This window comes from Pseudogemmobacter hezensis, from assembly GCF_013155295.1.
Lineage (GTDB): Bacteria > Pseudomonadota > Alphaproteobacteria > Rhodobacterales > Rhodobacteraceae > Pseudogemmobacter > Pseudogemmobacter hezensis.
On sequence record NZ_JABJXT010000003.1, the window covers coordinates 301829 to 325836 of the forward strand.

The 24008-nt window shown below is 62.5% G+C and carries 19 protein-coding genes; 8 read left to right on the top strand and 11 right to left on the bottom strand.

Going from position 1 to position 24008, the window contains the following annotated elements; all coding sequences use genetic code 11:
* Window positions 1–228: 228 nt before the first annotated feature.
* The 3 genes from HOY34_RS05335 to HOY34_RS05345 form a co-directional block, all read right to left on the bottom strand.
* Window positions 229–888 carry an ABC transporter ATP-binding protein gene (locus tag HOY34_RS05335; RefSeq protein WP_172360549.1) on the bottom strand — a complete coding sequence of 220 codons (660 nt, stop codon included), beginning with the start codon at window positions 886–888 and terminating at the stop codon, window positions 229–231.
* A 61-nt stretch (window positions 889–949) separates the two neighbouring features.
* The gene (locus tag HOY34_RS05340; protein ID WP_172360551.1) at window positions 950–2245 is read right to left on the bottom strand and encodes a KpsE/RkpR family capsule polysaccharide export protein; all 1296 of its coding nucleotides are present in this window, start codon (window positions 2243–2245) and stop codon (window positions 950–952) included.
* A 200-nt stretch (window positions 2246–2445) separates the two neighbouring features.
* On the bottom strand, window positions 2446–3270 hold the full coding sequence (locus HOY34_RS05345) for an ABC transporter permease (RefSeq protein ID WP_172360553.1): 825 nt from the start codon (window positions 3268–3270) through the stop codon (window positions 2446–2448).
* A 231-nt stretch (window positions 3271–3501) separates the two neighbouring features.
* Between HOY34_RS05345 and HOY34_RS05350 the strand changes: the two genes are divergently transcribed.
* A complete protein-coding gene (locus HOY34_RS05350) occupies window positions 3502–4752 on the top strand; it encodes a hypothetical protein (RefSeq protein ID WP_172360555.1) in 1251 nt (416 codons plus the stop codon).
* A gap of 28 nt (window positions 4753–4780) precedes the next feature.
* Here HOY34_RS05350 and HOY34_RS05355 read toward each other — a convergent pair whose 3' ends face one another.
* Window positions 4781–5395, bottom strand: a complete 615-nt coding sequence (locus tag HOY34_RS05355) for a nicotinate-nucleotide adenylyltransferase (RefSeq protein ID WP_172360557.1) — start codon at window positions 5393–5395, stop codon at window positions 4781–4783.
* A gap of 38 nt (window positions 5396–5433) precedes the next feature.
* On the opposite strand from HOY34_RS05355, the gene HOY34_RS05360 reads away from it, so the two are divergent.
* The 5 genes from HOY34_RS05360 (at window position 5434) to HOY34_RS05380 (ending at window position 11233) form a co-directional block, all read left to right on the top strand.
* A complete protein-coding gene (locus HOY34_RS05360) occupies window positions 5434–6759 on the top strand; it encodes a KAP family P-loop NTPase fold protein (protein WP_172360559.1) in 1326 nt (441 codons plus the stop codon).
* An 81-nt stretch (window positions 6760–6840) separates the two neighbouring features.
* Window positions 6841–8499: an energy-dependent translational throttle protein EttA gene (gene ettA, locus HOY34_RS05365; RefSeq protein WP_172360561.1), complete on the top strand. Its 1659-nt coding sequence runs from the start codon at window positions 6841–6843 to the stop codon at window positions 8497–8499.
* 627 nt (window positions 8500–9126) lie between these two features.
* Window positions 9127–9936: an alpha/beta fold hydrolase gene (locus tag HOY34_RS05370; RefSeq protein WP_172360563.1), complete on the top strand. Its 810-nt coding sequence runs from the start codon at window positions 9127–9129 to the stop codon at window positions 9934–9936.
* 395 nt (window positions 9937–10331) lie between these two features.
* Window positions 10332–10517 (top strand): hypothetical protein, encoded by a 186-nt coding sequence (locus HOY34_RS05375; protein WP_172360565.1) that lies wholly within the window; start codon window positions 10332–10334, stop codon window positions 10515–10517.
* A gap of 509 nt (window positions 10518–11026) precedes the next feature.
* Window positions 11027–11233 carry a cold-shock protein gene (locus HOY34_RS05380; protein WP_172360567.1) on the top strand — a complete coding sequence of 69 codons (207 nt, stop codon included), beginning with the start codon at window positions 11027–11029 and terminating at the stop codon, window positions 11231–11233.
* Between the two features lie 187 nt (window positions 11234–11420).
* Here HOY34_RS05380 and HOY34_RS05385 read toward each other — a convergent pair whose 3' ends face one another.
* From HOY34_RS05385 to HOY34_RS05405, 5 genes are all read right to left on the bottom strand, one after another.
* Window positions 11421–11858, bottom strand: a complete 438-nt coding sequence (locus HOY34_RS05385; protein WP_172360569.1) for a hypothetical protein — start codon at window positions 11856–11858, stop codon at window positions 11421–11423.
* Between the two features lie 280 nt (window positions 11859–12138).
* On the bottom strand, window positions 12139–13791 hold the full coding sequence (locus HOY34_RS05390) for an ABC transporter ATP-binding protein (RefSeq protein WP_172360571.1): 1653 nt from the start codon (window positions 13789–13791) through the stop codon (window positions 12139–12141).
* Window positions 13788–14600, bottom strand: a complete 813-nt coding sequence (locus HOY34_RS05395; protein WP_172360573.1) for an ABC transporter permease — start codon at window positions 14598–14600, stop codon at window positions 13788–13790. The genes HOY34_RS05390 and HOY34_RS05395 overlap by 4 nt, the downstream gene beginning before the upstream one ends.
* Window positions 14597–15553 (bottom strand): ABC transporter permease, encoded by a 957-nt coding sequence (locus HOY34_RS05400; protein ID WP_172360575.1) that lies wholly within the window; start codon window positions 15551–15553, stop codon window positions 14597–14599. Before HOY34_RS05400 ends, HOY34_RS05395 begins: the two co-directional genes overlap by 4 nt.
* A 10-nt stretch (window positions 15554–15563) precedes the next feature.
* On the bottom strand, window positions 15564–17150 hold the full coding sequence (locus tag HOY34_RS05405; RefSeq protein ID WP_172360577.1) for an ABC transporter substrate-binding protein: 1587 nt from the start codon (window positions 17148–17150) through the stop codon (window positions 15564–15566).
* Between the two features lie 730 nt (window positions 17151–17880).
* Here HOY34_RS05405 and betC point away from each other — a divergent pair.
* Complete coding sequence (gene betC / locus HOY34_RS05410; protein WP_172360579.1) at window positions 17881–19386, top strand: choline-sulfatase; 1506 nt, start codon at window positions 17881–17883, stop codon at window positions 19384–19386.
* A 166-nt stretch (window positions 19387–19552) separates the two neighbouring features.
* Complete coding sequence (gene dacB, locus HOY34_RS05415; RefSeq protein ID WP_366926914.1) at window positions 19553–21031, top strand: D-alanyl-D-alanine carboxypeptidase/D-alanyl-D-alanine endopeptidase; 1479 nt, start codon at window positions 19553–19555, stop codon at window positions 21029–21031.
* A 107-nt stretch (window positions 21032–21138) separates the two neighbouring features.
* Here dacB and HOY34_RS05420 read toward each other — a convergent pair whose 3' ends face one another.
* Window positions 21139–23316, bottom strand: coding sequence for a VWA domain-containing protein (locus tag HOY34_RS05420; RefSeq protein WP_172360581.1), 2178 nt, complete (start codon window positions 23314–23316; stop codon window positions 21139–21141).
* A gap of 2 nt (window positions 23317–23318) precedes the next feature.
* Window positions 23319–23852 (bottom strand): RNA polymerase sigma factor, encoded by a 534-nt coding sequence (locus tag HOY34_RS05425; RefSeq protein ID WP_172360583.1) that lies wholly within the window; start codon window positions 23850–23852, stop codon window positions 23319–23321.
* Window positions 23853–24008 lie beyond the last annotated feature (156 nt).

The window sequence follows — 24008 nt, forward strand, 5'->3', positions numbered from 1 at the left end:
AGCCGCCGGTCGGACCAGCGGCTTGTCGGGGTGTTTTGGTGAGTATCGCCTGTCTCGCGTTACACAGCCGCCCGCATCCGCTGGCATGAGCGGAAGTAATAAAACCAAACGGCGGCATAGGTGGTGGCGTGAACGTGCGACATGCCGAGAAAGCTAGAGGCGAAAAACAGCTTTGTCACGGGGAAAATGCAGCCGGATCGCAAAGTGGTGTTTGCAGCCGGCCCTGTCTCAGGCCTTCATATTGGTCTCATGAACGTGGATCGCCTCTTCGAGATCCTCGAAATAGCGCAGGCGGCCCTTTTCCAGCACCGCCCCGGTCTGGCAGAACTCGCGCACCTGGGCGGTGGAATGGCTGACGAAAATCGCGCCCGCGCTTTGCATACGCGACAGGAAATAGGCTTTGCTTTTCTCACGGAAGGCGGTGTCGCCGACGCTGGTCACCTCATCGACCAGATAGGTGTCGAAGGGCACCCCCATCGAGACGCCAAAGGCCAGACGCGAGCGCATCCCCGCCGAATAGGTGCGCACCGGGGCATAGAAGTGATCGCCCAGCTCGGCGAAATCCTGGACGTATTTCAGAAGCTCTTCCGAATCGACGCCATAGGTGCGGGCGATGAAACGGGTGTTCTGCGAGCCGGACAGATCGGCGTGGAACGAGCCCGCAAACCCCACCGGCCAGGAGACGGTGCCCGTGGTCACCACCCTTCCATGGGTCGGGCGGATGCTGCCGGAAATCAGATCCATCAGCGTCGATTTCCCCGCCCCGTTGCGCCCCATCAGCGCCACCGACACCCCGGTCGGAAAGACCGCGTTGATATGGTCGGCCACGATCTTGCGGCCGCCACTGGGAGTGCGGAAAACCTTGGTCAGATTTTCAAGCCGTATCATGGCCCTTTGCCTCAGCTACCCTGCGCTTTAGTTTGCGCTGTGCTTTAGTTTTCACTGTGCCTTAGTTGCGGTCGCGCACTGCGTAATAGATCAGGCCCATCACCGACCAGATCAGGAACGAGAACAGCAGAACTGACGCCAGAATAAAGCCATTGCGCGGATATTCCGAGGATTGCGCCAGCGTCGGCTGGATATGTGTCGCCAGATAGCGGGTCTGGCGCTTGGCCTCGGTCAGGGCCATTTCGTGCTGGCTCATGGCGGCAACATAAAGCGCCTCGGCAAATTCACGCTCGACGGTCAGGCGCTCATATTCGCTGGCGATGGTGGCATAGCTGCCCTCACCATCGGAATAGCCGACTTTCTGACGCTCATCGGCGATGCGGTCGCGGATCGCCTGGATCCGCAGCTCGACCTGGGGCAGGCGCGGATCGGTCGCGGTGGTCGAGCCGCGCAGCAGGTCATATTCAACCAGCGCGGTGGCCAGCTGCTGCTGCAGCCCGTTGATGATGCCATATTGGCCCTGCACATCGGCGGCCACATCAACGATCTGATGTTTCATGCGAAATTCGGTGATCGCCTCGCGGGCCGATTTCACCTGATCCAGCGCGCGATCCAGGTCTGCAGCGGCATAGCGCAGCGAATCCTCGCGGGCGGTGGCCGACAGATTGTTGATCATCGCGGTGCTTTCCTCATGCACCACTTTTGCGATTTCCTGCGCGGCCTCGGGCGAGAAGGCGGTGATCTCAAGCTCGATAATGCCGGATTTGCTGTCATGGCTGATATGGACCATGCGCTTCCAATAGGCGGTCATCGCCTCGATCGTGCCATTGCCGGGGTGATAGCTGAACACCGGATCCCAGGTCTCATTGACCGAGAACAGGGTCGGCAGATCCATCCGGGCCGAAACTTTGGCGACCATCTCCTGGCTGAGGATGTAGTTTTGCAGGATTTCGCCGTCATTGCCTGAGGGGCTGCCACCCAGGAGGGCGCCAAAGCCGCCCATCAGCTCGGCCGAGGCGGCGGCGTGGCCCTCAGAGCGGACCGTAAAGGCCATATATGAGGCATATTGCGCGGTGGCGAAGATGGTCAGATAAAGCGCCGTCGCGACAACGGGCGCGACCACCATGCCCAGAAATGACAGCACCAGCCGCTTATGACGCAGCTTGAACCGGGCAGGGCGGGCCGAGGGAGGCACACGGGGCGCAGCACCTGGCCGCATCGGCGTGACAGGCGCGAGGGGGGCCACACGTGGCGGTGGAGCGGATGCAGGCACAGCGCTGATGATCGGTCTGACCACGCCTTCCTGACGGCTGGCGGTGGCCGGGCCAAGGGGCTTTGCAGTTCTCGCAATTGTCACGTCTTGCTCACTCCATCAGCCGGGTTTTCCGCGCGCATTTTGCGCTTCCCGGTGCTGCTTCCCCCGAAGGCGACTGCCAGGAGAGTCGCCGTCAGAGGTTGCTTTTATCACATAATAGCGAAAAGCGGGTAACGGTTCCAGTCTGCAACCCGGGCCACCTGCGCAATCGGCGGCCGGGTGTTGCTTTCGCCCGCCAGTCCCTAACGCTCCAGCGCGATTTTATGCCATTTGCGCATCACCAAAAGCCCGACGGCCAGCACGATCATTCCCAGGGCATAGCAATAGGTCAGTGAGACGAAATCGGCATGATAGCTGGAGTAAAAGCCCGATCTCACCAGCGCCACCGCCTGCAGGATCGGGTTCCACCACATGATGGCCTGCGCCTCAACGGGCATCGAATCATAAAGAAACACCACCCCCGAGGCCAGAAAGATCGGTCGGTTCAGAATGCCCCAAAGCGTTGGCCACAAAGGAAAAACCGCCGCAATAAGGCCGTTTATCATGCCCAGCCCCGCCGCCCCTATCACCAGGATCGAAAGCCCCTGCATGATCGGGACATAGTCGATCAGGAATTGTTCTTTGACCACCATCAGGATGCTGGTGATCACGATTGTCATCACCGTCATCTCGGTCAGGATGGCCAGCCCCAGCCGCGCCAGAATCGCGTCAATCCACACGACCTTTGGATAGGTCAGCAGGGGTTTGGTATAGCGCAGCGCCAGCTGCACTTTGGTGGTGACGGATGTATAAAGCGTAAAAGGCAGAAAGCCGGTCGCAAAGAAAAGCACGAAGTTTGAGCCCAGCGGCGGCGCCCGCATGAACAGCGCAAAGCCGATCGACAGCATGATGATAGAGCCGATCGGCTCGACAATCGCCCAGACATAGCCGCCCGGATTGCGGCCATAGGTTGCGCTCATCTCGCGCAGCACCAGCGCCCCGATCGAGCGGAAGGCCGGAAACCTGGCGGGCTTCAGCGAGGGCGCAGCGATCCGGCCCAGCGGAACAGGGGGATTGGTTTCACTCATATCGGTGCCAGATCAGAGCAGGTCGCGTATGACAAGGGTCTATACTATGGTGCAAACAGGTTCGCATATCAATTTTTTGCAGGTAAAACGCAGCCGCTGATGGATCTTTGTCCCCATTCACGCCAGGTGAGATCCCTGAGAGACGGGCAAAGATGCGCCCCCATTCCGCTTTCCGATGGGGGGCGGCCTGGGTCTGGCAGCGGGGCGCACAGGGGGTGGGCGAAAGAAGTCATGCAGCGATTTGCGGGCATCAGCCGCAAGATCCTTCGGGTCTGGCGCAATGAGGGGGCGATGGGCTTGCTGGCGCGGATTTTGCATCGCAAATCCGCGCGTCATGCCTTTGGTGGCACGCCTGAATTTGCCGGGCCGATGCGGTTGCGGGGGGCGCTTTCGCCAGGGCTGGCCGATATGCTGGCCGTGCCGCCGCTTTGCGATTTCTTTTTGAGCGATGCAGATCAGGCCGGGCCGCTTTTCTGGGTGGATCCTGCCGCAGAGGCCGTCGCTGCTGCCGGTTGCGACTGTGCCGCGCTATGCTTCACCGCCCTCGGGCGGCTGCGCGATTTCCTGGCGGCGGGCCGGGATGTTACAGGCGCGGCTTTGGCCAGCGCGGTGCTGCTGGTCGCAACCGAAGCCTGCGTGGCCGCCGCCGCTGAGGCCGGATTCCCGCCTGGCCGGGTGTTCCATCTGCCATCACAAGAGGGGCCGGACGCCTTTCGCGCCGGGCTGATCCGCTGGCTGATCGCGGCCGGGGCCATCGCGCCAGAGCTGACCCCGCCCGGCATCCGGGCAGAGTGGTTCCCCGGCCTCGGTGGCCTGCAGCCCGATGCGCGGCTTTGCCTCAGCCTGCCCGAAGCGGTTGAGCGCCGCCGCAGGTTCCGCTCTCTGGGGCTGACAGATTTCACCCTGTTTCCTGGCCTGCGTTACAGCCCCGCCTGGCAGGGTGCCGCGATGAGCTATGCGCTGATGGCCCGGGCCGCGATGGCGCAGGGGGCGGTGCCGCTGACCATCTGCGAGGACGATCTGATCCCCGGCGCGGATTTTCGCACCCGGCTGGCCAGTGTGCACAGTTATCTGCAGGAAAACCCCGGCTGGGACGTGTTCTCGGGCCTGCTGACCAATCTGGCCGAGGGGACGCGGGTGACGCGGGTGGTGCGCCAGGAAGGGCAGATGCTGATCCATCTGGATTTCACCACCGGCATGGTTTTCAACATCTACAACGCGCGGGCGCTGGAGCATCTTTCGCGCTGGCAGCGCAGCGGCGGGGACGTTGCGGTGAACACCATTGATGACTGGCTGGGGCAGTTGCCCGGCCTGCAGGTGGTGACCAGTCTGCCCTTTCTGGTCGGGCATGATTCTGGCCAGCGCTCGACGATTTTCGGCTTTTCCAATCAGCGCTATGACCGGGTGATCGAGGCCAGCGCCCGTCGCCTGGCCCGCCTGGTGGAAGAGTTTGAGGCGAAAGAGGCTGCCGCCCGCTTCTGACAGTTTCCCGCCGCGCAGGCGCGGCGGCCTATTCCCCGGCGGCTTTTGGGCTGCGCCAGTCCCCGCGCGCCCTGATCTCACTGGAGGAGGTGTCGTTCATCGGCAGCGTTACGAAAACCCAGGCGGGCGGCTTTGCGCGGGCAAGGTTTTCGCCGCGCCTGACCCGGTTGCCGCTGTAGATCTGCGCCGCCGGCGACAGCCGCGCCCGCAGCCCGGCCCCTGGCCGCGCCAGCACCCCCACCGGCACCTGCGCCATGATCTCGCGCCAGCGGTCCCATCTGTGGAACCCCGCCAGGTTGTCCGCCCCCATCAGCCAGACAAAGGTCACGCCGGGATAGATCGCCTGCAGCCGCCGGATCGTGTCGGCGGTAAAGCGGGTGCCCAGCCGCGTTTCAAGATCGGTGACCTCGACCTTTGGATGGCGCATGATCCGCCGCGCCTCTTGCAGCCGCGCCGCCATTGGCGCGGGCTGGCGGGCCTTCAGCGGGTTGCCGGGAGTGACCAGCCACCAGACCCGGTCAAGGCCCATGCGCCGCATCGCTTCGCGGGTGATATGGACATGCCCCTCATGCGCCGGATCGAATGACCCGCCGAGCAGCCCGACAACCATGCCGCGTGTTGCGAAGGGAAAGCCCTGTCTCATAGAGTGATGCTTATTTCATTTTCGAAGGGCTTTGGAAGATGGTTGCAGGTTCCCCGGTCGAAATCATTGTCGGCACACATGATTTCGACAGCCAGGTGGATGGTGTCAGGCTGGATCAGCTGAACCGCCGCCCGCAGGGTGAAAGGCTCAGCGATCTGGTTGACCGGGTTCCTGGCCCTTTCGTCGTTGCGCTGGATGGGGCCTGGGGGACAGGGAAGAGCCATTTCCTGAAGCTCTGGGCCGGCTCGCATGAGCGCCTGTTCGGGCGAAAGGGCAAGGTCATCTATTTTGATGCCTTCGCACATGACTGGCAGGACGAGCCGCTTCTGGGTCTGACGCGGGCGATTGCGCGGGAAATCTCTTACGATGACCCGACCGTGACTGAGTTGGGCAAGAACGCGCTTCGCTGGGGCCTGCGCCTCACCAGTGCCTTCGCGCTTGGCGCGGTGAAAGCCCTTCCCGGCGGCTCAGCACTTGGGGCAGGGGCCGCGGCCGCGGTCGAGACTGTGGGAGAGATCACCGATGAAGCGCTGCAGGGCCTCTGGCGCAATGAGATGCAGCGTGAAGAGGCGATTGAGGATTTTCGCGCTGACCTGAAAAAGCTGGCTGAAACCTATGGCAAGCTGATCATCGTCATTGACGAGCTGGACCGCTGCCGCCCCGATTTCGCGCTGGCGCTGCTGGAGGTCGCCAAACACGCCTTCGCGGTGCCGGGTGTGGTTTTTGTGCTGGGTGTGAATATGGAGGCGCTGGGGCATTCGGTGACAAAACGATATGGCGCGGGGGTAGACGCAGATCTGTATCTGCAGAAATTTGTCGGCTTAGCCTACCGCCTGCCCAATATAACTTCGTCGAAAGAAGATGTGTGGGAGCTCCATCTTAACCAAAGATGTGCGGCCGCTGGCATCGATCAGTCACTTGCTTTCGAAGTTGCAGAGTTGCTTGAGCTGATCGGACCCGAACGAAGGCTGTCTCTGCGTGATGTGGATCAGGTCGTTAACCGGCTGGCTATGATGCCGCCGTCTCTAAGCAGTTTTGGCAAAGGAGCGCGGACGATAGCGCTTAGCGGCGCAATCGCATCAGCTTTGTTTCCTGTATTGTTTAACAGGTGCCGGGAGCAGCCACGTCATCTGGACAGCTTAATGAGTCAGTTTGCACGGGTAAGCAAACCCGATGATAGCGATCGTGCAGCTTTTCTGAGGACGGCCTGGGAGGTTGTATTTACGCAGGATTACTCGCAGCAGGGTTTGAACGATTTCAGCAGAAGCTATTTTGGTATATCCGTGGCAAGCAAGGTCGACCTTGACGATATACTGGGTATGACCCTTGATGTGTTCAATCCGCCTGAGCCGCAACACTCCTGATAAGCGGCTGCCTTGCCCCCGCGCCCCCGGATCGCTACATGGGGGCTAATCCTGCAAGGAACTTTTATTCGGAGCGCCCTCATGGCCAGCTATCAATATGTCTATCACATGGAAGGCGTCTCGAAGACCTATCCCGGCGGGAAGAAGGTGTTCGAGAACATCCACCTGAACTTCCTCCCCGGCGTCAAGATCGGTGTCGTGGGTGTCAACGGCGCCGGTAAGTCGACGCTTTTGAAGGTCATGGCCGGGCTGGATAAGGATTTCCAGGGCGAGGCCTGGGCCGCCAAGGGCGCCAAAGTCGGCTATCTGCCGCAAGAGCCGCAGCTTGATGACAGCCTCAATGTCCGCGAAAACGTCAAGCTGGGCGTGGCGGAAAAACAGGCCAAGCTGGATCGCTACAACGAAGTGGCGATGAACTATTCCGACGAGACCGCCGAGGAAATGGCGCGGCTTCAGGATGAGATCGACGCCGAGAACCTCTGGGATCTCGACAGCAAGATCGACATCGCCATGGAGGCCCTGCGCTGCCCGCCGGATGACGCCAATGTCGCAACCCTCTCGGGCGGCGAGCGTCGCCGTGTGGCGCTTTGCAAGCTGCTGCTCGAAGAGCCGGACATGCTGCTGCTTGACGAACCGACCAACCACCTTGACGCCGAGACCATCGCCTGGCTGCAAAAGCACCTGATCGAGTATAAGGGCACCATCCTGACGGTCACCCACGACCGTTACTTCCTGGATGACATCACCACCTGGATCCTTGAGCTGGAACGTGGCCGTGGCATTCCGCATGAGGGCAATTATTCCTCCTGGCTGGAGGCGAAGGCCAAGCGCGTGGCCCAGGAGGCCCGCGAGGACAAGGCCAAGCAAAAGGTCATGGAGAAGGAACTCGAATGGATCCGCGCCGGTGCGAAAGCCCGCCAGACCAAGTCGAAAGCCCGTATCCAGGCCTATGACAAGCTGGTCGATGAGGCCTCGCTTAAAGACCGCGTGGGCAAGGCCCAGATCGTCATCCCGAACGGCCCGCGCCTTGGCGGCAAGGTGATCGAGGTTGAGGGTCTGAAAAAGGCGATGGGCGACAAGCTGCTGATCGAAGATCTGAGCTTCATGCTGCCGCCCGGTGGCATCATCGGCGTGATCGGCCCGAACGGGGCAGGTAAATCGACGCTCTTCAAGATGCTGGTCGGCCTGGAGCAGCCCGATGAGGGCACGGTGAAACTGGGTGAGACGGTGAAACTGTCTTACGTCGACCAGTCGCGTGACGCGCTCGACCCCGAGAAAAACGTCTGGGAGGAAATCTCGGGCGGGGCCGAGATCATCCATCTGGGTGACGCGCAGATTTCTTCGCGCAACTATGTCGGGGCCTTCAACTTCAAGGGCACCGATCAGCAGAAGAAAGTGGGCCTGCTGTCGGGCGGGGAGCGTAACCGCGTTCACCTGGCGAAGCTGTTGAAATCCGGCGGCAACCTTCTGCTGCTTGATGAGCCGACCAACGATCTGGACGTGGAAACCCTGCAGGCGCTGGAAGCGGCGATCGAGGATTTCGCGGGCTGCGCGGTGATCATCAGCCACGACCGCTTCTTCCTTGACCGTCTTTGCACTCATATCCTGGCGTTCGAGGGCGATGCCCATGTCGAATTCTTCGAAGGCAACTTCGACGATTACGAGAAGGACAAGATCCGCCGCCTCGGCGTCGATGCGGCAGCGCCCAAGCGTGTGAAATACAAGAAATTCACCCGCTGAAAACAGGCCCACAGCAGTCATGATCGGCTGCTGTGGGCTTTGGCCCGCTTTGCCGGTTTTCCCCGACCTAACCGGGGGCCGACGACCAGACGGCAGCCGTCAAACTGCATCTGCACAGCGCATTGCGGGCGCAACCGCCCGCGCGGGACGCCCAGACGCATGCCCACAGCCTCGGGGCGTTTCAGCCCCCCTCAAATCCCTGGCGATGTTCCCGACTACAACTCCTGGCGCGATGAGTTTGACGCCCAGGGACTGTTGCGCTGATGGGGCTTATATCAGATGCCATTGCCGTGAGCGCCGCGCCGCCGCACTTGCCGCCTTCGCTTCGGGGCGCAATCATTTGTCCATAAATTGCGTGTAAACCTTAGTGCAGGCGCTGTTACAGGGACGCGTTTATAGGGGCTCGTTTACAGGCGCGCGGTGATATTGGGGGGATGGGTGCGGCAGGGCTGGCAGTTTCTTATCGGGTTGATGGTGTTTGTGCTGGTTGCCTGCGGCCCGGTCCGCCAACCCTCTGAGGACGGGCCCGCATATCGTCGCGCGGCATCGGCGGCCACGCCAATCGCTGCGCCAGTCGCCGCCCCAGTCGCCGCCCCAATTGCCGCTGTGCCCCCTTTGATCCATGAGGTGGCGCGGGGCAGAGGCGAGCCGCAGCGGATCACCTATCTGATCCCCGGCGCGCTTTCGACCGCCCGCATATTCGGCCCGTTGCGCAAACCTTCGGGGCCAGGGCATCTGGTGATGGAATACCGTTTCCCCGGCCTGGAAAAGCAGCCGTCTGATCCGCCGATGCGGGTTGCCGATGTGGCTGCGGCGATTGCGGCCCATGCCCGGCGCTATCCCGGGGCGCGGCTTGAGATCCTCGGATATTCGACAGGCGGCGCAATCGCGCTGGAGGCTGCGGGACGGATCGGGCCTGCGCGCCAGCTGCGGGTGGTGGTGCTGTCTGGCGTGACGCCGGTTCCCGGGGCCTACGAATCGGCGGCGCGGGGGGCGCTGGCGGTGGGCGTCTCGGCGCTGACTGTCGGCTCGCTGCAGCCACGTGCGATCTGGGGCGAGTATTATAAGGTGCTGCTTTATGGCTATGGCTGGCGTCGGGACCCGGCCATTCGCCGTCAGGCCGAGCGTCAGGCGGCCCGCGACCGCGATCACCTGATCTTGCCGGTAAAGGGGCTGGGGCGGGCCCATACCAAAGATCTTTTGCGCTGGACCCTGTCAGATGCGGCGCGGCATTCGGGTGCGGAAATCCTGTTCCTGCACGGCAGTGAAGACCCTGTTTTCGCAGTTGGCGGCATCTCGGGGCTGGCGCGCCGGGTGGGTGGCACGCTTTGCGTGGTGCCCGGCGGCGGCCATGTGATGCTGGTCACCCATCCGCGCATCCTGGGTCGGATTGAGGCCTTTCTGACCGACGAATGGCAGGCCGCAGAATGTCGCTGAGGCCGCGCCCGCCTGGCCGCGTCCCTCTGCTCGGCCCCGTCTGCTCGCCCCGTCTGGCCATCCAGGGAACGGATTGCCTTTTCGCGCGTTTACCAGTCACCAGAAACGAGAAAAGGAAGGAGACTGGCATGAAAGGCATTGGCGCCTGGCTGCTTGGCATCCCGATCCCGGTGATCATTCTGCTCTATCTGTTTGACGTTTTCTGATTGGCGATCAGCTTTGGTGACGGGGCGGGGCAATTCCCGCCCCGATCTGTTTTTACGCCCGGCATGCTGTGGCGTCTTGCCGCGGACCCGGTGGGCCAGGGCCGCACCTGCCTTCGCAAGACCTGATCCGCGCCCCATTTCTGCCCGATTTGCAGGTGAACCATTTCAGGACAGACAGGGAGAGCACTGATGGCAATCGTAGTGATGATCGTTGGCGGCATGATCGGCTTTCTGACCGCGCTTGGTGCTCTGGCTTTCGGCTCGGGTTTTGCTGCGGCTCTTTCGCTCTGGTTCACCGTGGCCCTGGCAAGCGCGCTGCTGGCTGGCCTGTTTGCGATCCTGCCGCGCCGCAATATGCAAACTGTCGGCGCCTGAGGCCTGACGCTTGTCACTGGGGCTGATGTCAGATCCTGGGCAACAAGCCTGCGCTTTCCACAGGATGTGAAAGCGGTTTTGCAATTCCTGTCGCGGGAATGCGGCCCGTAAGAAAGCCAGAATCCCATTCGGTTTGTTCGTATAAAGGCTTGCCCGGTGCTTTTGGCATTCGGGCATTGTCGTTTTCGGGCCTGGCTTTTGATCCCCCCTGATTCTCAGATCCTGTGTGTTGCATACCCCCTCGCCGATCATGGGCGATCCAGGGCGGCGGCGTTTTCCAGCGCATAAGAGAGGCCTTCCCAAAGTGGGTGCCCGGGCGTTCTGAATCTGGTAAATTGTTCGGAAACAGAGCTTTCACTTGCTATCAGACCCAAGTGCAGGCATACAAAGGCTGCGACGTTATCTTCTTTCGACCTGTCTCCAGCCATCCGGCCTGCAGCCCTCGACCAAAGCTGACTGCGCCAGTCCGTCACATAACGTGGGCGGAATTACGATCAGGAGATCTCACGATGGCCAATGGCACCGTGAAATGGTTCAATGAAACCAAAGGCTACGGCTTCATCGCCCCGGAAGGCGGCAAGAAAGACGTGTTCGTGCACATCACCGCTCTGGAGCGTGCTGGTCTGCGCGGTCTGAAAGACGGTCAGGCTGTGACCTTCGACATCGAAGCAAGCCGTGACGGTCGCGAATCCGCGATCAACATCGCGCTGGCATAAGCAATCCGGCCCGGATCGTCCGGGCCAGATCAGCCACGAAAATCAGAAAAGGGCAGTCCTCTGGGCTGCCCTTTTTCAGTGTAACTTTCAGGGGTGAATGCCATCTGCCGGGTGTCACTGGGCCGCTTTTGCCAGAGCGCAGGCAGGCGCCGGTCCTGCCGGAAGGGCAAGCGGCGCAGGCGAAGGCTCAGCCTCTTGCCAGGTCCCGCAGCGCATGTTCATAGCCGATGCGCAGGCTGAGGGATGAGGCCGGGGCCCGCAGCTGCACGGCCTGACCGCGCGCCTCGGGGAAGATGTGGCTGTCAAACGCACGGCTGACCAGAATCAGCGGCAGCGATTGCGCCAATAGCGCGGTGATCTCGCTTTTGATCGAAACGGGGCCGCCGAGGCTGTCACAGTCCACAACGATCAGATCAAAATGCGAGACTGCCGAGCGCCCGGAGGCCCGCAAGAGGCCCATAGCGTTCAGGAAAGCGGCCGAGTCGCTGTTGACCTCGACCTGGCCGCCCAGGCTGAGGATACCGGCCTGCAACTGCGATTGCGGCGCAGAGGTCAGCAGACCAACCCGCACTGCACGGCCAATTTGCATGGCATTGCCGAAATCGAAAGAATGGAGTGCCTGCATCGCAATGTCCCGCTTCCTGAAGGGCTGACCTGATGGCTGTCATCTGGCACCCGCCACGAAGGCGACTTTTGCCGGCCGAAAGAACAATCGCTGGCGGGAACAACGGGCGCAGAGCAGATCACCAGAACTATCCCTGCGATTGAGTGGTTTTCGTGTGCAGATTGAGGCAGCTTCAGGACAATTGCCATGTCTGGCCTGAAATTGCGGTTTTACGGGCAGCTTGGGTGCAAACAGCCGGGCGCGATACAGGCGCCCGGCTGATCGTTCTCAGATCCGGAAATCAGACAGTATTGCCGGATGTGGTGCCGTTGGCCTTGCGATGGGCGATCACCTCTTCCAGCCAGCCCAGCCGCATCTCGGGCACCGACGACAGCAGCAGATCGGTGTAATCGTCGAAGGGCGGTGCAAGCACGTCGCTTTTCTGTCCGTAGCGGCGCACCTCGCCCTTATACATCACCGCGATTTTGTCGGCGATGGCGCGCACCGTTGCCAGATCATGGGTGATGAAGAGATAGGCCATCTGCGTCTCTGCCTGCAGCTCAAGCAGCAGCTTCAGGATGCCATCCGCCACCAGCGGATCCAGCGCCGAGGTCACCTCATCGCAGATGATCAGCTTTGGCTTTGCCGCCAGCGCCCGCGCGATACAGACCCGCTGTTTCTGCCCGCCCGACAGTTCCGCCGGATAGCGGTCGGCGAAGCCGCGCCCCATCTCGATCTGATCCAGCAGTTCCTGCACGCGTTTGTCACGGGCGCTGCCTTTCAGGCCGAAATAGAACTCCAGCGGGCGGCCAATGATGGTGCCCACCGTCTGGCGCGGGTTCATCGCGGTATCGGCCATCTGATAGATCATCTGGATCTGGCGCAGATCATCGCGCGAGCGGCCCGCGAAATCTGCAGACAGCTGCCGTCCGTCGAAATGGATGCGCCCCTTTGTGGGTGGCAAAAGCCCGGTGATCGCCCGCGCCAGCGTCGATTTCCCCGAGCCGCTTTCGCCCACCACCGCCAGCGTCTGCCCCGCCGGAAGCCCGATCGAGATATTCTTCAGCACATCGAAGGTGGTGCCGGCATAGCGGGCGCTGACGCAGTCGATGCGCAAAAGCGGCGGCGCTTCGGGCTTTTCGTCATGCTCGATGCCCCGGACCGAGACCAGCGCCTTCGTATAGTCCTCAGCGGGGCGGTTGATGATCTGATCGGTCGTGCCCAGCTCGACCTTTTTGCCATGGCGCAGGACCATGATCTCATCGGCCACCTGAGCCACCACCGCCAGATCATGGGTGATGTAAAGCGCGGCGACCCCGGTGTCCTGGATCGCCTCTTTGATCGCGGCCAGCACGTCGATCTGGGTGGTCACATCCAGCGCGGTCGTCGGCTCATCAAAGATCACCAGATCGGGTTTCGGGCAAAGGGCCATCGCCGTCATCACCCGCTGCAGCTGCCCGCCGGAAACCTGGTGGGGATAGCGGCTGCCGATGGTCTCGGGCGAGGGCAGGCCCAGCTTGCGAAACAGCATGACCGCGCGGGCCTCTGCCTCGGGCTTTGACATGATCTTATGCGAGAGGCTGGTCTCAATCACCTGATCCATCAGCCGCTTTGACGGGTTGAAGGATGCCGCCGCCGATTGCGAGACATAGGTGACCTCGCGTCCGCGGATCTGGCGCAGGGTGGCGGGGCGGGCCTCGCGGATCTCGCGCCCGTTCAGCAGGATCTCGCCCCCGGTCAGCCGCACACCGCCGCGCCCGTAGGCCATTGACGAAAGCCCGATGGTCGATTTCCCGGCCCCGGATTCGCCGATCAGCCCCAGCACGCGGCCCTTTTGCAGCGTCACATCGACACCATGCACCAGGGTCACGTTCTTTGGGGCCTCGCCCGGCGGGTAAGACGTGGCCTCGATCACAAGGCCCCGGATTTCAAGAAGTGGCTTTTCAGACGTCATCCGCGGCCTCCTTTCAGGCTGGAGGTGCGCGAAAGCACCCAGTCGGCGACCAGGTTGACTGAGATCGCCAGCAAAGCAATCGCCAGGGCAGGCACCAGCGCCGCCGAGATGCCCCAGCTAAGCCCGTCCTTGTTTTCCTTCACCATGCCGCCCCAATCCGCCAGCGGCGGCTGCACGCCAAGGCCCAGGAAGGACAGTGTCGAGATGAACAGCACCGCAAAGATAAAGCGCAGGCCGAATTCTGCGACCAGCGGCGACAGCGCATTGGGCAGGATCTCACGGAAAATCACCCAGCCCCATTTTTCGCCGCGCAGCTTTGCCGCCTCGACATATTCCATCACCGCGATATCCATGGCGACGGCGCGGGCCAGGCGAAAGACCCGGGTGCTGTCCAGCACGCCCATCACCAGGATCAGCACCGTCAGGTTCAGCGGCAGCACGGAAAGCAGCACCAGCGCCACGATCAGCGAGGGGATCGCCATCATCAGATCGCAGACACGCGACAGGATCTGATCGGTCCAGCCGCCGGATACGGCAGCCAGAAAGCCAAAGAAGCTGCCCATCGCAAAAGACAGGATCGAGGCCGCCAGCGCCACGAAAATGGTGATCTGGCCGCCTTTGATCAGCCGCGAAAGGATGTCGCGGCCGATGGTATCCGTGCCCAGCCAATGTGTGGCCGAGGGGCCTTCCCATTGGGTGCCAACCGGCAGGTCATAGGCATAGGGCATCAGCAGATCGGCAAAAATGGCCGAAAAAATGAAAACTCCGGTCAGGATCAGACCGATAAGGGCAGAGGGCGGTATTCTCATTTGGGATGCCTCAGCCTGGGGTTGGCGATGATAGCGGTCACATCGGCGATGATGTTCAGGCCGATATAGACGGCGGCGAAGATCAGCCCGACGGCCTGCACGACAGGCAGGTCGCGTTTGGTCACATGGTCGACCAGATACTGGCCAAGCGCGTTATAGGAGAACACCACCTCGACCACGACGACGCCCACCACAAGGTAAGCCAGATTGATCGCCACGACAGAGATCACCGGCGCAATCGCATTGGGGAAGGCATGTTTCCAGATGATGGTCATGGGCGAGAGGCCCTTCAGCTCGGCCGTCTCGATATAGGCTGATTGCATCACGTTCAGGATCGCGGCGCGGGTCATGCGCATCATATGCGCCAGCACCACCATCACCAGCACGATCACCGGCAGGGCGACGGCCTGCAGTTTGGCCCAAAAGCTCATGCCGGGGAAAACCATGGCCACCGGCTGAAAGACCGGGAAAAGGATGGTCAGCAGATAGATCACGAAATAGGCGGCGACAAATTCGGGCAGGCTGATCGTGGTCAGCGTCACCGCCGAGATCACCTTATCGGGCCAGCGCCCGGCATAGCGGGCGGCAACCGCGCCTAAGATCAGCGCCAGCGGCACCGCAATCACCGCCGCGCATCCGGCCAGAAACAGCGTATTGCCCAGGCGCTGCCCGATGGCCTGCGAAATATCGACGCCATTCGTCAGCGCTTTGCCCAGATCGCCGGTCATCACCCCGCCGAGCCAGTTGAAATATCGCGTCAGCGCCGGCTGATCCAGGCCCATCTGGGCGCGAAGATTCTCCAGCGCCTGGGGGGTTGCCGACTGGCCAAGGATCGCCTGCGCCGTATCACCGGGCAGTGCCTCGACGCCGAGGAAGATCACCGCCGAAACCGCCAAAAGCAGCACGAGGCCCAGCGCGATGCGCTGGACCAGAAGTTTTACGATTGGATGCACCGGGCCGTCCTCAGACCAGCCAGCACTTGGACGGTGCGCGGTAGTTCATCATCTCGGCATTGGGGTCGTCGATCCAGCCGCCGATCTCATTGGCGCGGATGCCCGCCACGAATTCGTTGAACATCGGCAGGATCAGCCCGCCCTCATCGCGGACGATATGCGCCATGGCCGAATAGTCTGCCTTGCGCTTGGTCTCATCCAGCTCGGCGCGTGCGGCCAGCAGCAGCTCGTCGAATTTGGCATTGTTGAATTTGGTGTCATTCCATTCCGCGGTGGAAAGATAGGCGGTGGAATACATCGTGTCCTGGGTCGGACGACCGCCCCAATAGCTGGCGCAGAAGGGCTGCACGTTCCAGACGTTCGACCAATAGCCGTCATCGGGCTCCAGCTGGATCTGCAGCGGGATGCCTGCCGCCTGGGCCGAGGCGGCGAAAAGATTTGCCGCATCAACCGCCCCCGGGAAGGCCCCCGGCGCGGTGCGCAGGATGATCGGGCTGCCGTCATGGCCGGATTTGTCATAGGCCGCTTTCGCCGCCGCCGCATCATATTCGCGCTGCGGGATGGTGTCGTCGAACAGCGGATAGGCGGCATTGATCGGGAAGTCATTGCCGACAGATCCCAGGCCGCCCAGAACCTTCTCGACCATTTCCTCACGCTTGACCGCCAGTTTCAGCGCCATGCGCAGATCGTTGTTGTCGAAGGGCGCCTTGTCGACATGCATGATAAAGACGTAATGGCCGCGACCGACTGCACGCCGCACCTCGACGCCTGGCGCATTGGCCAGAAGCTGCGCGATCTTCGGGTCGATCCGGTTCATCATATGCACCTGGCCCGACTGCAGGGCGGCGGTGCGGGCGGTGTTGTCGTTGATCGAGAGGATCTCGATCGAATCGGCATGGCCGATGCTGTCATCCCAGTAATTCGGGTTCTTTTTCAGGACGTAGCGCACGCCCGGCTCAAAGGTTTCCAGGATATACGGCCCCGCGCCCACGCCTGCATTCGGGTTGTCATAGCCGCCGCCGGGCTGGATGATCAGGTGGTAATCGGTCAAAAGATAAGGCAGGTCGGCCGAGGGCTGATCCAGCGTCAGCGTCAGCTTGTCGCCTTCGGCCTTCATGTCAGAGATGCCCTTGACGATGCCCAGCGCGCCCGATTGCGCGTTCTCATCGGTGTGGCGTTTGAAGGTCGCCAGCACATCCTCGGCGGTGACGGGTTTTCCGTCCGAGAAGGTCACGCCCTGGCGGATCTTGAAGGTCCAGACCTTCGAATCCGGGCTGGACGAGACCTCTTCGCCGATGCGGAAATCAATTGTCCCATCGGGGTTCATATCGACCAGCTGCTCGCCCCAGGAGGCATTGCCCACCTGCGGCACGACCGAGGCCGCCAGCGCCGGATCCAGCGTATTGGTGCTTTCGCCGCCCGCCAGGCCGACGCGCATGGTGCCGCCTTTCTTCACCTCGGCATGGGCGGCTTTGGTGTAAAGCGCCGAGGCCAGAGCGGCAGAGACCCCCATCGCCGTGGTGCGGCCGACAAATTCGCGGCGCGTCATTTTGCCCTGACGCGCGCGGGCCACCATCCAGTCAAGCTTCTCGGTCATGCTATTCTCCCTGTTGGTTGGTTCCGGCCTCGCCTGCGGGGTTTTCGTCAGGTCTGACCGGATTCTGTTGTTGATTATTGAGTCAATAAAAGCGTGAAGCCGGGCATCGGGCAAATGTTTTCGTCTCGCGCAAACCGAATGGATGCGCGGCGAGACCAGAATGGGGCAGATGCCCGCTTTCTCTTTCGTCTCTGGTTGTCCGCCCCGGTCCTGCACTGCGGCAAAGACACATGCTGGCGCGAAACATTTTGCTTCTCACCCCGGCAGGATGCACCAGATGGCGCGGCGCGGGATGGATGACCGGGACAGGCCCGTCTGTTCTCAACCATATCGCGCCCAGGGTAACCCGAGGGTTTTGGGGATTGCAACCCATTGATGGCAAAGGAAAGGTAAGGGGCGCTGGGTGAAGGCCCCTGCGAATGGCCTGGGCGCAGGCCCTGCCACAGCGGTTTGGGCGGCCGCTCAGCCGCAGGCGGCGTGGTCTTTCCGGCGCGTGATCCTGGCACTGGCGGCTGAAGCATGGCGGCCTTTTGCTATGGGCTGTGGGGCAGGGTCTGCACCCCCAAGGGACACAGCGTAAGGCGCGCTTCTTTTCCTGTCCTGACCTTAAAGCGGCAGATCCTTGTTGTGAAACGACCTGAGGCTAGGGGATGCGCAGAAATATTCTTGCGCTGCATTCGGCATCGGTTCACCAAAGGGGCGGCTTTGGTGGTTTTGCAAAGGGCATCTGATGGCGCAACGTCCGAATATCCTGATCCTGATGGTTGATCAGCTGAATGGAACCCTGTTCCCGGATGGCCCGGCCGAGTTTCTGCATGCCCCCAACCTGAAGCGGCTTGCCGCGCATTCGACGCGCTTTCAGAACAGCTATACCGCCAGCCCGCTTTGCGCGCCCGCCCGCGCCTCTTTCATGTCGGGGCAGCTGCCGCGCCGCACCCGTGTCTATGACAATGCGGCCGAGTTCACCTCGGACATTCCGACCTATGCCCATCACCTGCGCCGCGCGGGCTATTACACCGCGCTTTCGGGCAAGATGCATTTCGTCGGCCCCGATCAGCTGCACGGGTTTGAAGAACGCCTGACCACCGACATCTACCCCGCCGATTTCGGCTGGACACCCGATTACCGCAAGCCCGGCGAGCGGATCGACTGGTGGTATCACAACCTTGGATCCGTCACCGGGGCGGGCGTGGCCGAGATCACCAATCAGCTGGAATATGACGATGATGTCGCCTTTCAGGCGGTGCAGAAGCTGTATGATCTCTCGCGCGGCCAGGACAGCCGCCCCTGGGCGCTGACGGTTTCCTTCACCCATCCGCATGATCCCTATGTGGCGCGGCGCAAATACTGGGACCTTTATGAGGGCGCCCCCGAATGCGAGCCGCCCGAGGCGATCCCCTTCGATCAGATGGATCCCCATTCGCAGCGCCTGATGGAGGCCTGCGACTTCCGCGCCTTTGACATCACCCCCGAGCATATCCGCCGTGCCCGTCAGGGCTATTTCGCCAATATCTCTTATATCGACGACAAGATCGGTGAGATTCTGGCGGTGCTGGAGGCCACGCGCCAGGAGGCGGTGGTGGTCTTTGTCTCGGATCACGGCGACATGCTGGGCGAGCGGGGCCTGTGGTTCAAAATGAACTTCTTCGAGGGCTCGGCCCGGGTGCCCCTGATGATCGCCGCGCCGGATCTGGCACCGGGTCTGATCGAGGCCCCGGTCTCGACCATCGATCTGACGCCAACCCTTTGTGCGCTGGCCGGGATTGATATGTCAGAGGTGATGCCCTGGACGGCGGGGGTGAACCTGGTGCCCGTGGCCAATGGGGCCGAGCGGGGCGCGGTTGCGATGGAATATGCCGCTGAGGGTTCGATCACGCCGCTGGTGGCTTTGCGCGAAGGGGCCTGGAAATATATCCGCTGTGCCGCCGACCCCGAGCAGCTTTATGATGTGGCCTTTGACCCCGGAGAGCGCAGCAATCTGGCCGAAGACCCCCGCGCCGCCGAGGTTCTGGCCTATTTCCGCGATCTGGCTGACAAGACCTGGGATCTGTCCGCCTATGACGGCGAGGTGCGCGAAAGCCAGGCGCGTCGCTGGGTGGTCTATGAAGCGCTCAGGAACGGGTCCTGGTTCCCCTGGGATCACCAGCCGCTGCGCGCTGCGTCAGAGCGCTACATGCGCAACCACATGGATCTGAACATCCTGGAAGAGTCGAAACGCTTCCCGCGTGGGGAATAGCGGTGATTTAGAGGCCTGGGTTCCTGGGTTCTTTAGTTCTCGGGCTCCTGGGCTCGTGGGTTCAGCATTTCTTCACCATGCTGTTATCAGGTGATCTGATGCGGGCGGCTGGGACAGCGGCGCCCGTTCAGGTAAAGACGTGTTGGTTAACCGGGGGAATCGGCCAGTGATTTCAAGACGCGGACTGCTTGCAGCCATCCTTGCCAGCGCGGCGCTGCCGGCCTGCGGCGAGGTGATGAATTCATCGCCACGCCCAAAGGTCCGGGGCGATGACCCCCATGCCCCGGATCGCGGCACGGCGGTGCGCAGCGATGCCGAGGGGCTGGTCCAGGCTGCCAAACTGACAGGCAGCGTTGGTTTCGTGCTGATGGATGCGGCAACCGGCAAGGTGCTTGAGGCCCGCGATGAGGGGGTGCAACTGCCGCCCGCCTCGGTCACCAAGGTGGTGACCGCGCTTTACGCGCTTGAGAAGCTGGGGCCGGGGCGGCGCTTTGCGACGCGGGTTCTGGCGACGGGCCCGGTGCAGGGCGGCGTGCTGAAGGGCGATCTGATCCTCGCCGGGGGCGGTGATGCAACGCTGCAGACCGATCAGCTGGGCGATCTGGCGGCGCGTCTGGCCAAACGTGGGGTGAAATCGGTCTCGGGGCGGTTCCTTTACTGGGAGGGGGCGCTGCCCTCGGCCGCGCATATCGCCGATGATCAGCCAGTGCAGGTTGGCTATAACCCGGCGCTCTCGGGGCTGAACCTGAATTTCAACCGCGTGCATTTTGAATGGAAGAAGGCCAGCGGGGCCTGGAATGTCTCGATGGATGCCAGGGGCGAGCGTTTCGTGCCAAAGGTTTCCTCGGTGAATATGAAAGTCGCCAGCCGCGAGAGCCCGCTGTTCACCTATAGCGGCAATCAGTCGCGTGAGGATTGGACGGTCGCCTCGGCGGCTTTGGGCAAGGGCGGCTCGCGCTGGTTGCCGGTGCGGCTGCCGGGGCTTTATGCGGCGGATGTATTCCGCACCCTGGCCCGTGCCCAGGGGGTGACCCTGCCAGAGGGGCAGGCGGTCAAATCGCTGCCACGCGGGGACGAACTTGCGCGGGTCGAAAGCGATTCCCTGCCCGAGGTGCTGCGCGGCATGCTGCGCTGGTCGACCAATCTGACCGCGGAATGCAGCGGTCTTGCGGCCTCTGGCGCGGGCAGTGTGGCGGCCTCTGGGCGCGAGATGACGGCCTGGGTGCGCCAGGGCTTTGGGGTGAATGCGACATTCGTCGATCATTCGGGGCTGGGCGGCGGCTCGCGGATTTCGGCGTTGGAAATGGCGCAGCTTTTGCAGCGTGCCCATCGGGACAAGCGCGGGCTGAAGCCGATCCTGCGTGATGTCGGCATGAAGGACAATGACGGCAAAGTGGTTAAGGGGCATCCGGTTAAGGTGATGGCGAAATCCGGCACGCTGAATTTCGTCTCGGCGCTGGCGGGCCATATCACCCCGCCTGGCGGGCGCGAGATGATCTTTGCGATCATGACCGGCGATCCGGCGCGGCGTGATGCGGTGCCGGTGGCCGCGCGCGAGAACCCGCCCGGGGGGGAGGCATGGACGCAGAGGTCGCGCCGCTTGCAGGGGCAGCTGATTGCCCGCTGGGCCTCGCTTTACGCCTGATATCTGCGGGGCAGTTCCGGGGCGGTAATGGCTGTCCGGTGAGCGGTTATCACAATGAAAGGGCGCAGCCTGCGACTGCGCCCTTGTTCCTTTTTCTTTCTGCGCGGCTACCTGGCCAGGCTTTGCGCCAGGCGCATCAGGTTGATCGCCTCGATCCGGTAGCCAAAGATGTCCTCGCCACGCGAGGCAAGGGCAAGTTCGATTGCCTGCGGATAACCCCATTCCCCGGTATAGGGCGAGCCTTGCAGCAGCTGGCCGAAGCCTGCGATGGCGGCGGCAAAGCGGGTCTCTTCGCTTGCCGGTTCCAGCCCGGTGATCGGCACCTCTTCCAGTTTCGAGAGTGTCTCGCCCGGCTCTTTCCAGCGCAGCCGCAGGAAGCCCAGTTCGGTGTTCTCTGACGGGGTGGCGCCCTCGGCCGTCGGGGCCGCGCCATAGCGCAGCGGATCATTTCGCAGCGCGGCAGAGCCGGGGGCGGTCACCTCATAGATCGCGGTGACCTGCAGGCCTGCACCGATCTCACCGGCATCTACCCTGTCATTGTTGAAGTCCTCACGGGCCAGAGCACGGGTCTCATAGCCGATCAGACGGTATTCCGCGACCTGGGCGGGGTTCCACTCGATTTGCACTTTTACATCATCTGCAATGGGGAAAAGTGCCCCGGACAGCTGGTCAACCAGCACTTTTCGCGCTTCTGACAGGCTGTCGATGTAAGAGGCGGTGCCATTGCCGTTCTGGGCCAGCGCCTGCATCGTCGCATCATTCAGATTGCCGCGGCCAAAGCCCAGCACCGAGAGATAGCTGCCCTGATCGCGCTTTTTGGCGATATAGGCCTCAAGCCCGTCGGGGTCACTGACGCCCACGTTGAAATCGCCATCGGTGGCCAGCAGGATGCGGCTGACCTCATCCTGGCCTGTCATCTGCGCGGCCAGCTGATAGGCCAGTTCAAGCCCCATGGCCCCCGCCGTGCCGCCCCCCGCACTGAGGCTGTCGAGAGCGGCCAGGATTTTGTCACGCTCACCCGCCGGGGTTGGCGCGAGAACCGTGCCCGCCGATCCGGCATAGGCGACGATGGCCACCTGATCCTCGGGGCGCAGTTCCGGCAGCATCAGCGCCAGCGACTGTTTCAGCAGCGGCAGCTTGTTGGCATCATTCATCGAGCCCGAAGTGTCGATCAGGAACACCAGGTTCAGTGGCGGGCGGTTGGCGATCTCGGGCAGGGCGCCTTGCAGGCCGATGGTCACAAGGCGCGTGCCGGCGTTCCAGGGCGTCGGCATCACCGAAACCGTGGTGGCAAAGGCCTCGCCCTCTTCGGGGGCGGCATAGGCATAGGGGAAATAGTTTACCATTTCCTCAATGCGCACCTGGTCAGGCGCGGGCAGGATCCCGGCATTCAGTGTTGAGCGGATCACCGACCAGGAGGCGGTGTCGACATCGATCGAGAAGGTCGAAACCGGCTCTTCGGCGGTCAGTTTGACCGGGTTTGCCGTGGCATTGGCATAGGTCTCAGAAAAGGGTTCGGGCGCTGCGGGATGGGCCCTGTCGATGGGCGGAACAACCCCGGTGCCCAGACGGGCGCGCATCTCGACCCCGGGGGGGGATGCGTAGGCGATCTCGCCGCTGGCGGCTTCACTTGCGTAATCGGCCGCGTAGTCGGCAATGGCCTCATTTGCAGCGGCTTCATTTTCAACGGCCGCAGGCGCGGCGGGCGCGACAGCGGTTGGTTCGGCGGCTGACCTGGCTTCTGGCCCGGTTTCTGGCCCGGCGGCTGGTTCGCTGTCTGGTTCGGGGGCCGCCAATGCAACGACTGGCCCCTGATCTGCCTCTGGCGCTATTTCGGCATGGGCCATTTTGCCCAGCGGTTGGCCGGCCGGGGCGGCTTCTTCGGCCATTGCGCGGCTGCTGATCGTCTCGGGCGATGACAGGGCAAGCGGCCCGTCAGCGTTGCCTGCCGCGCCGGGGCTGCCAGCGGGCGCATCATTTTGGGGCAGGAAAACCATCACACCCACCACCAGCGCGGCGGCTGAGGTTGAAATCATCAGCGCGGGTTTTGTGGTCAGAAATTTCATCATGTTACGCACTCCGTCAAAGAAGCCCGCCTTTGCCGGGTTTTCCGGCTGGCGGTCTTTGCTGTGACGCAGGGCCTGGGTGGATCCTTGGGGGCTTGTCTGATGAATATTGTCGAAATTCTTCATCGCCCGTGCCAGCGCCGCCGCCCGCGCATCTGCCGAGGCGGCGGGGCTTGCGTTTTTCAGCGCGGCGCTGAGTTTATCCAGTTCATCGGTCATGGTCAGACCTCTCTCGCCGCGATCACGCGCAGGCGTTTTTTTACCTCGGACATGCGCCAGGCGATGGTTCCCTCTGAGACGCCAAGCACCTCGGCTGCCTGGGCCTGGGTCAGCTCTTCGCCCAGAACCAGCGCCAGGGTGTCACGCAATTCCGGCGCAAGCTGCGCCATGGCCCCGGTCAGCCAGGCCTCGGCCTCACGCGCGGTGTCGATCTCTTGCTGGCGGGCGATTTCCCAGTCTCCCCAGCCACTTGCGGCCTTTGATCGCACCGCCTGGCGGCGGCGCAGATCATGGGCGGCATTGACCACCACCCGGTAAAGCCAGGTGGTGAAACGCGCCTCGGCCCGCCAGTTCAGCAATTTGGCGGGCAGGGCGGCGCAGATATCCTGCGCCAGATCCTCGGCATCCTGGCGACTGCCTGACAGACGCCAGGCAAGGCCGAAGATCCGGTCATAGTGACGCGCAATCAGTGTCGCAAACGAAGCACGATCTCCGTCTGCGGCAGCGGTGGCGAGGGTTTCGTCTGAGGTGTCCATCAACATCTTGCTTATCAGACGCAGCCCGTCTGGCAATCCTTGGGCGCGTGCGGTGTTTTTTTTCGAATGGGCCTGATTGTGGCCCATCATGGCAGCCGGGGCAGGGGGCGCGGTGCTTGTCCTGGGGGCAGAACCCGGGCAGTGTCCGGCATTGTG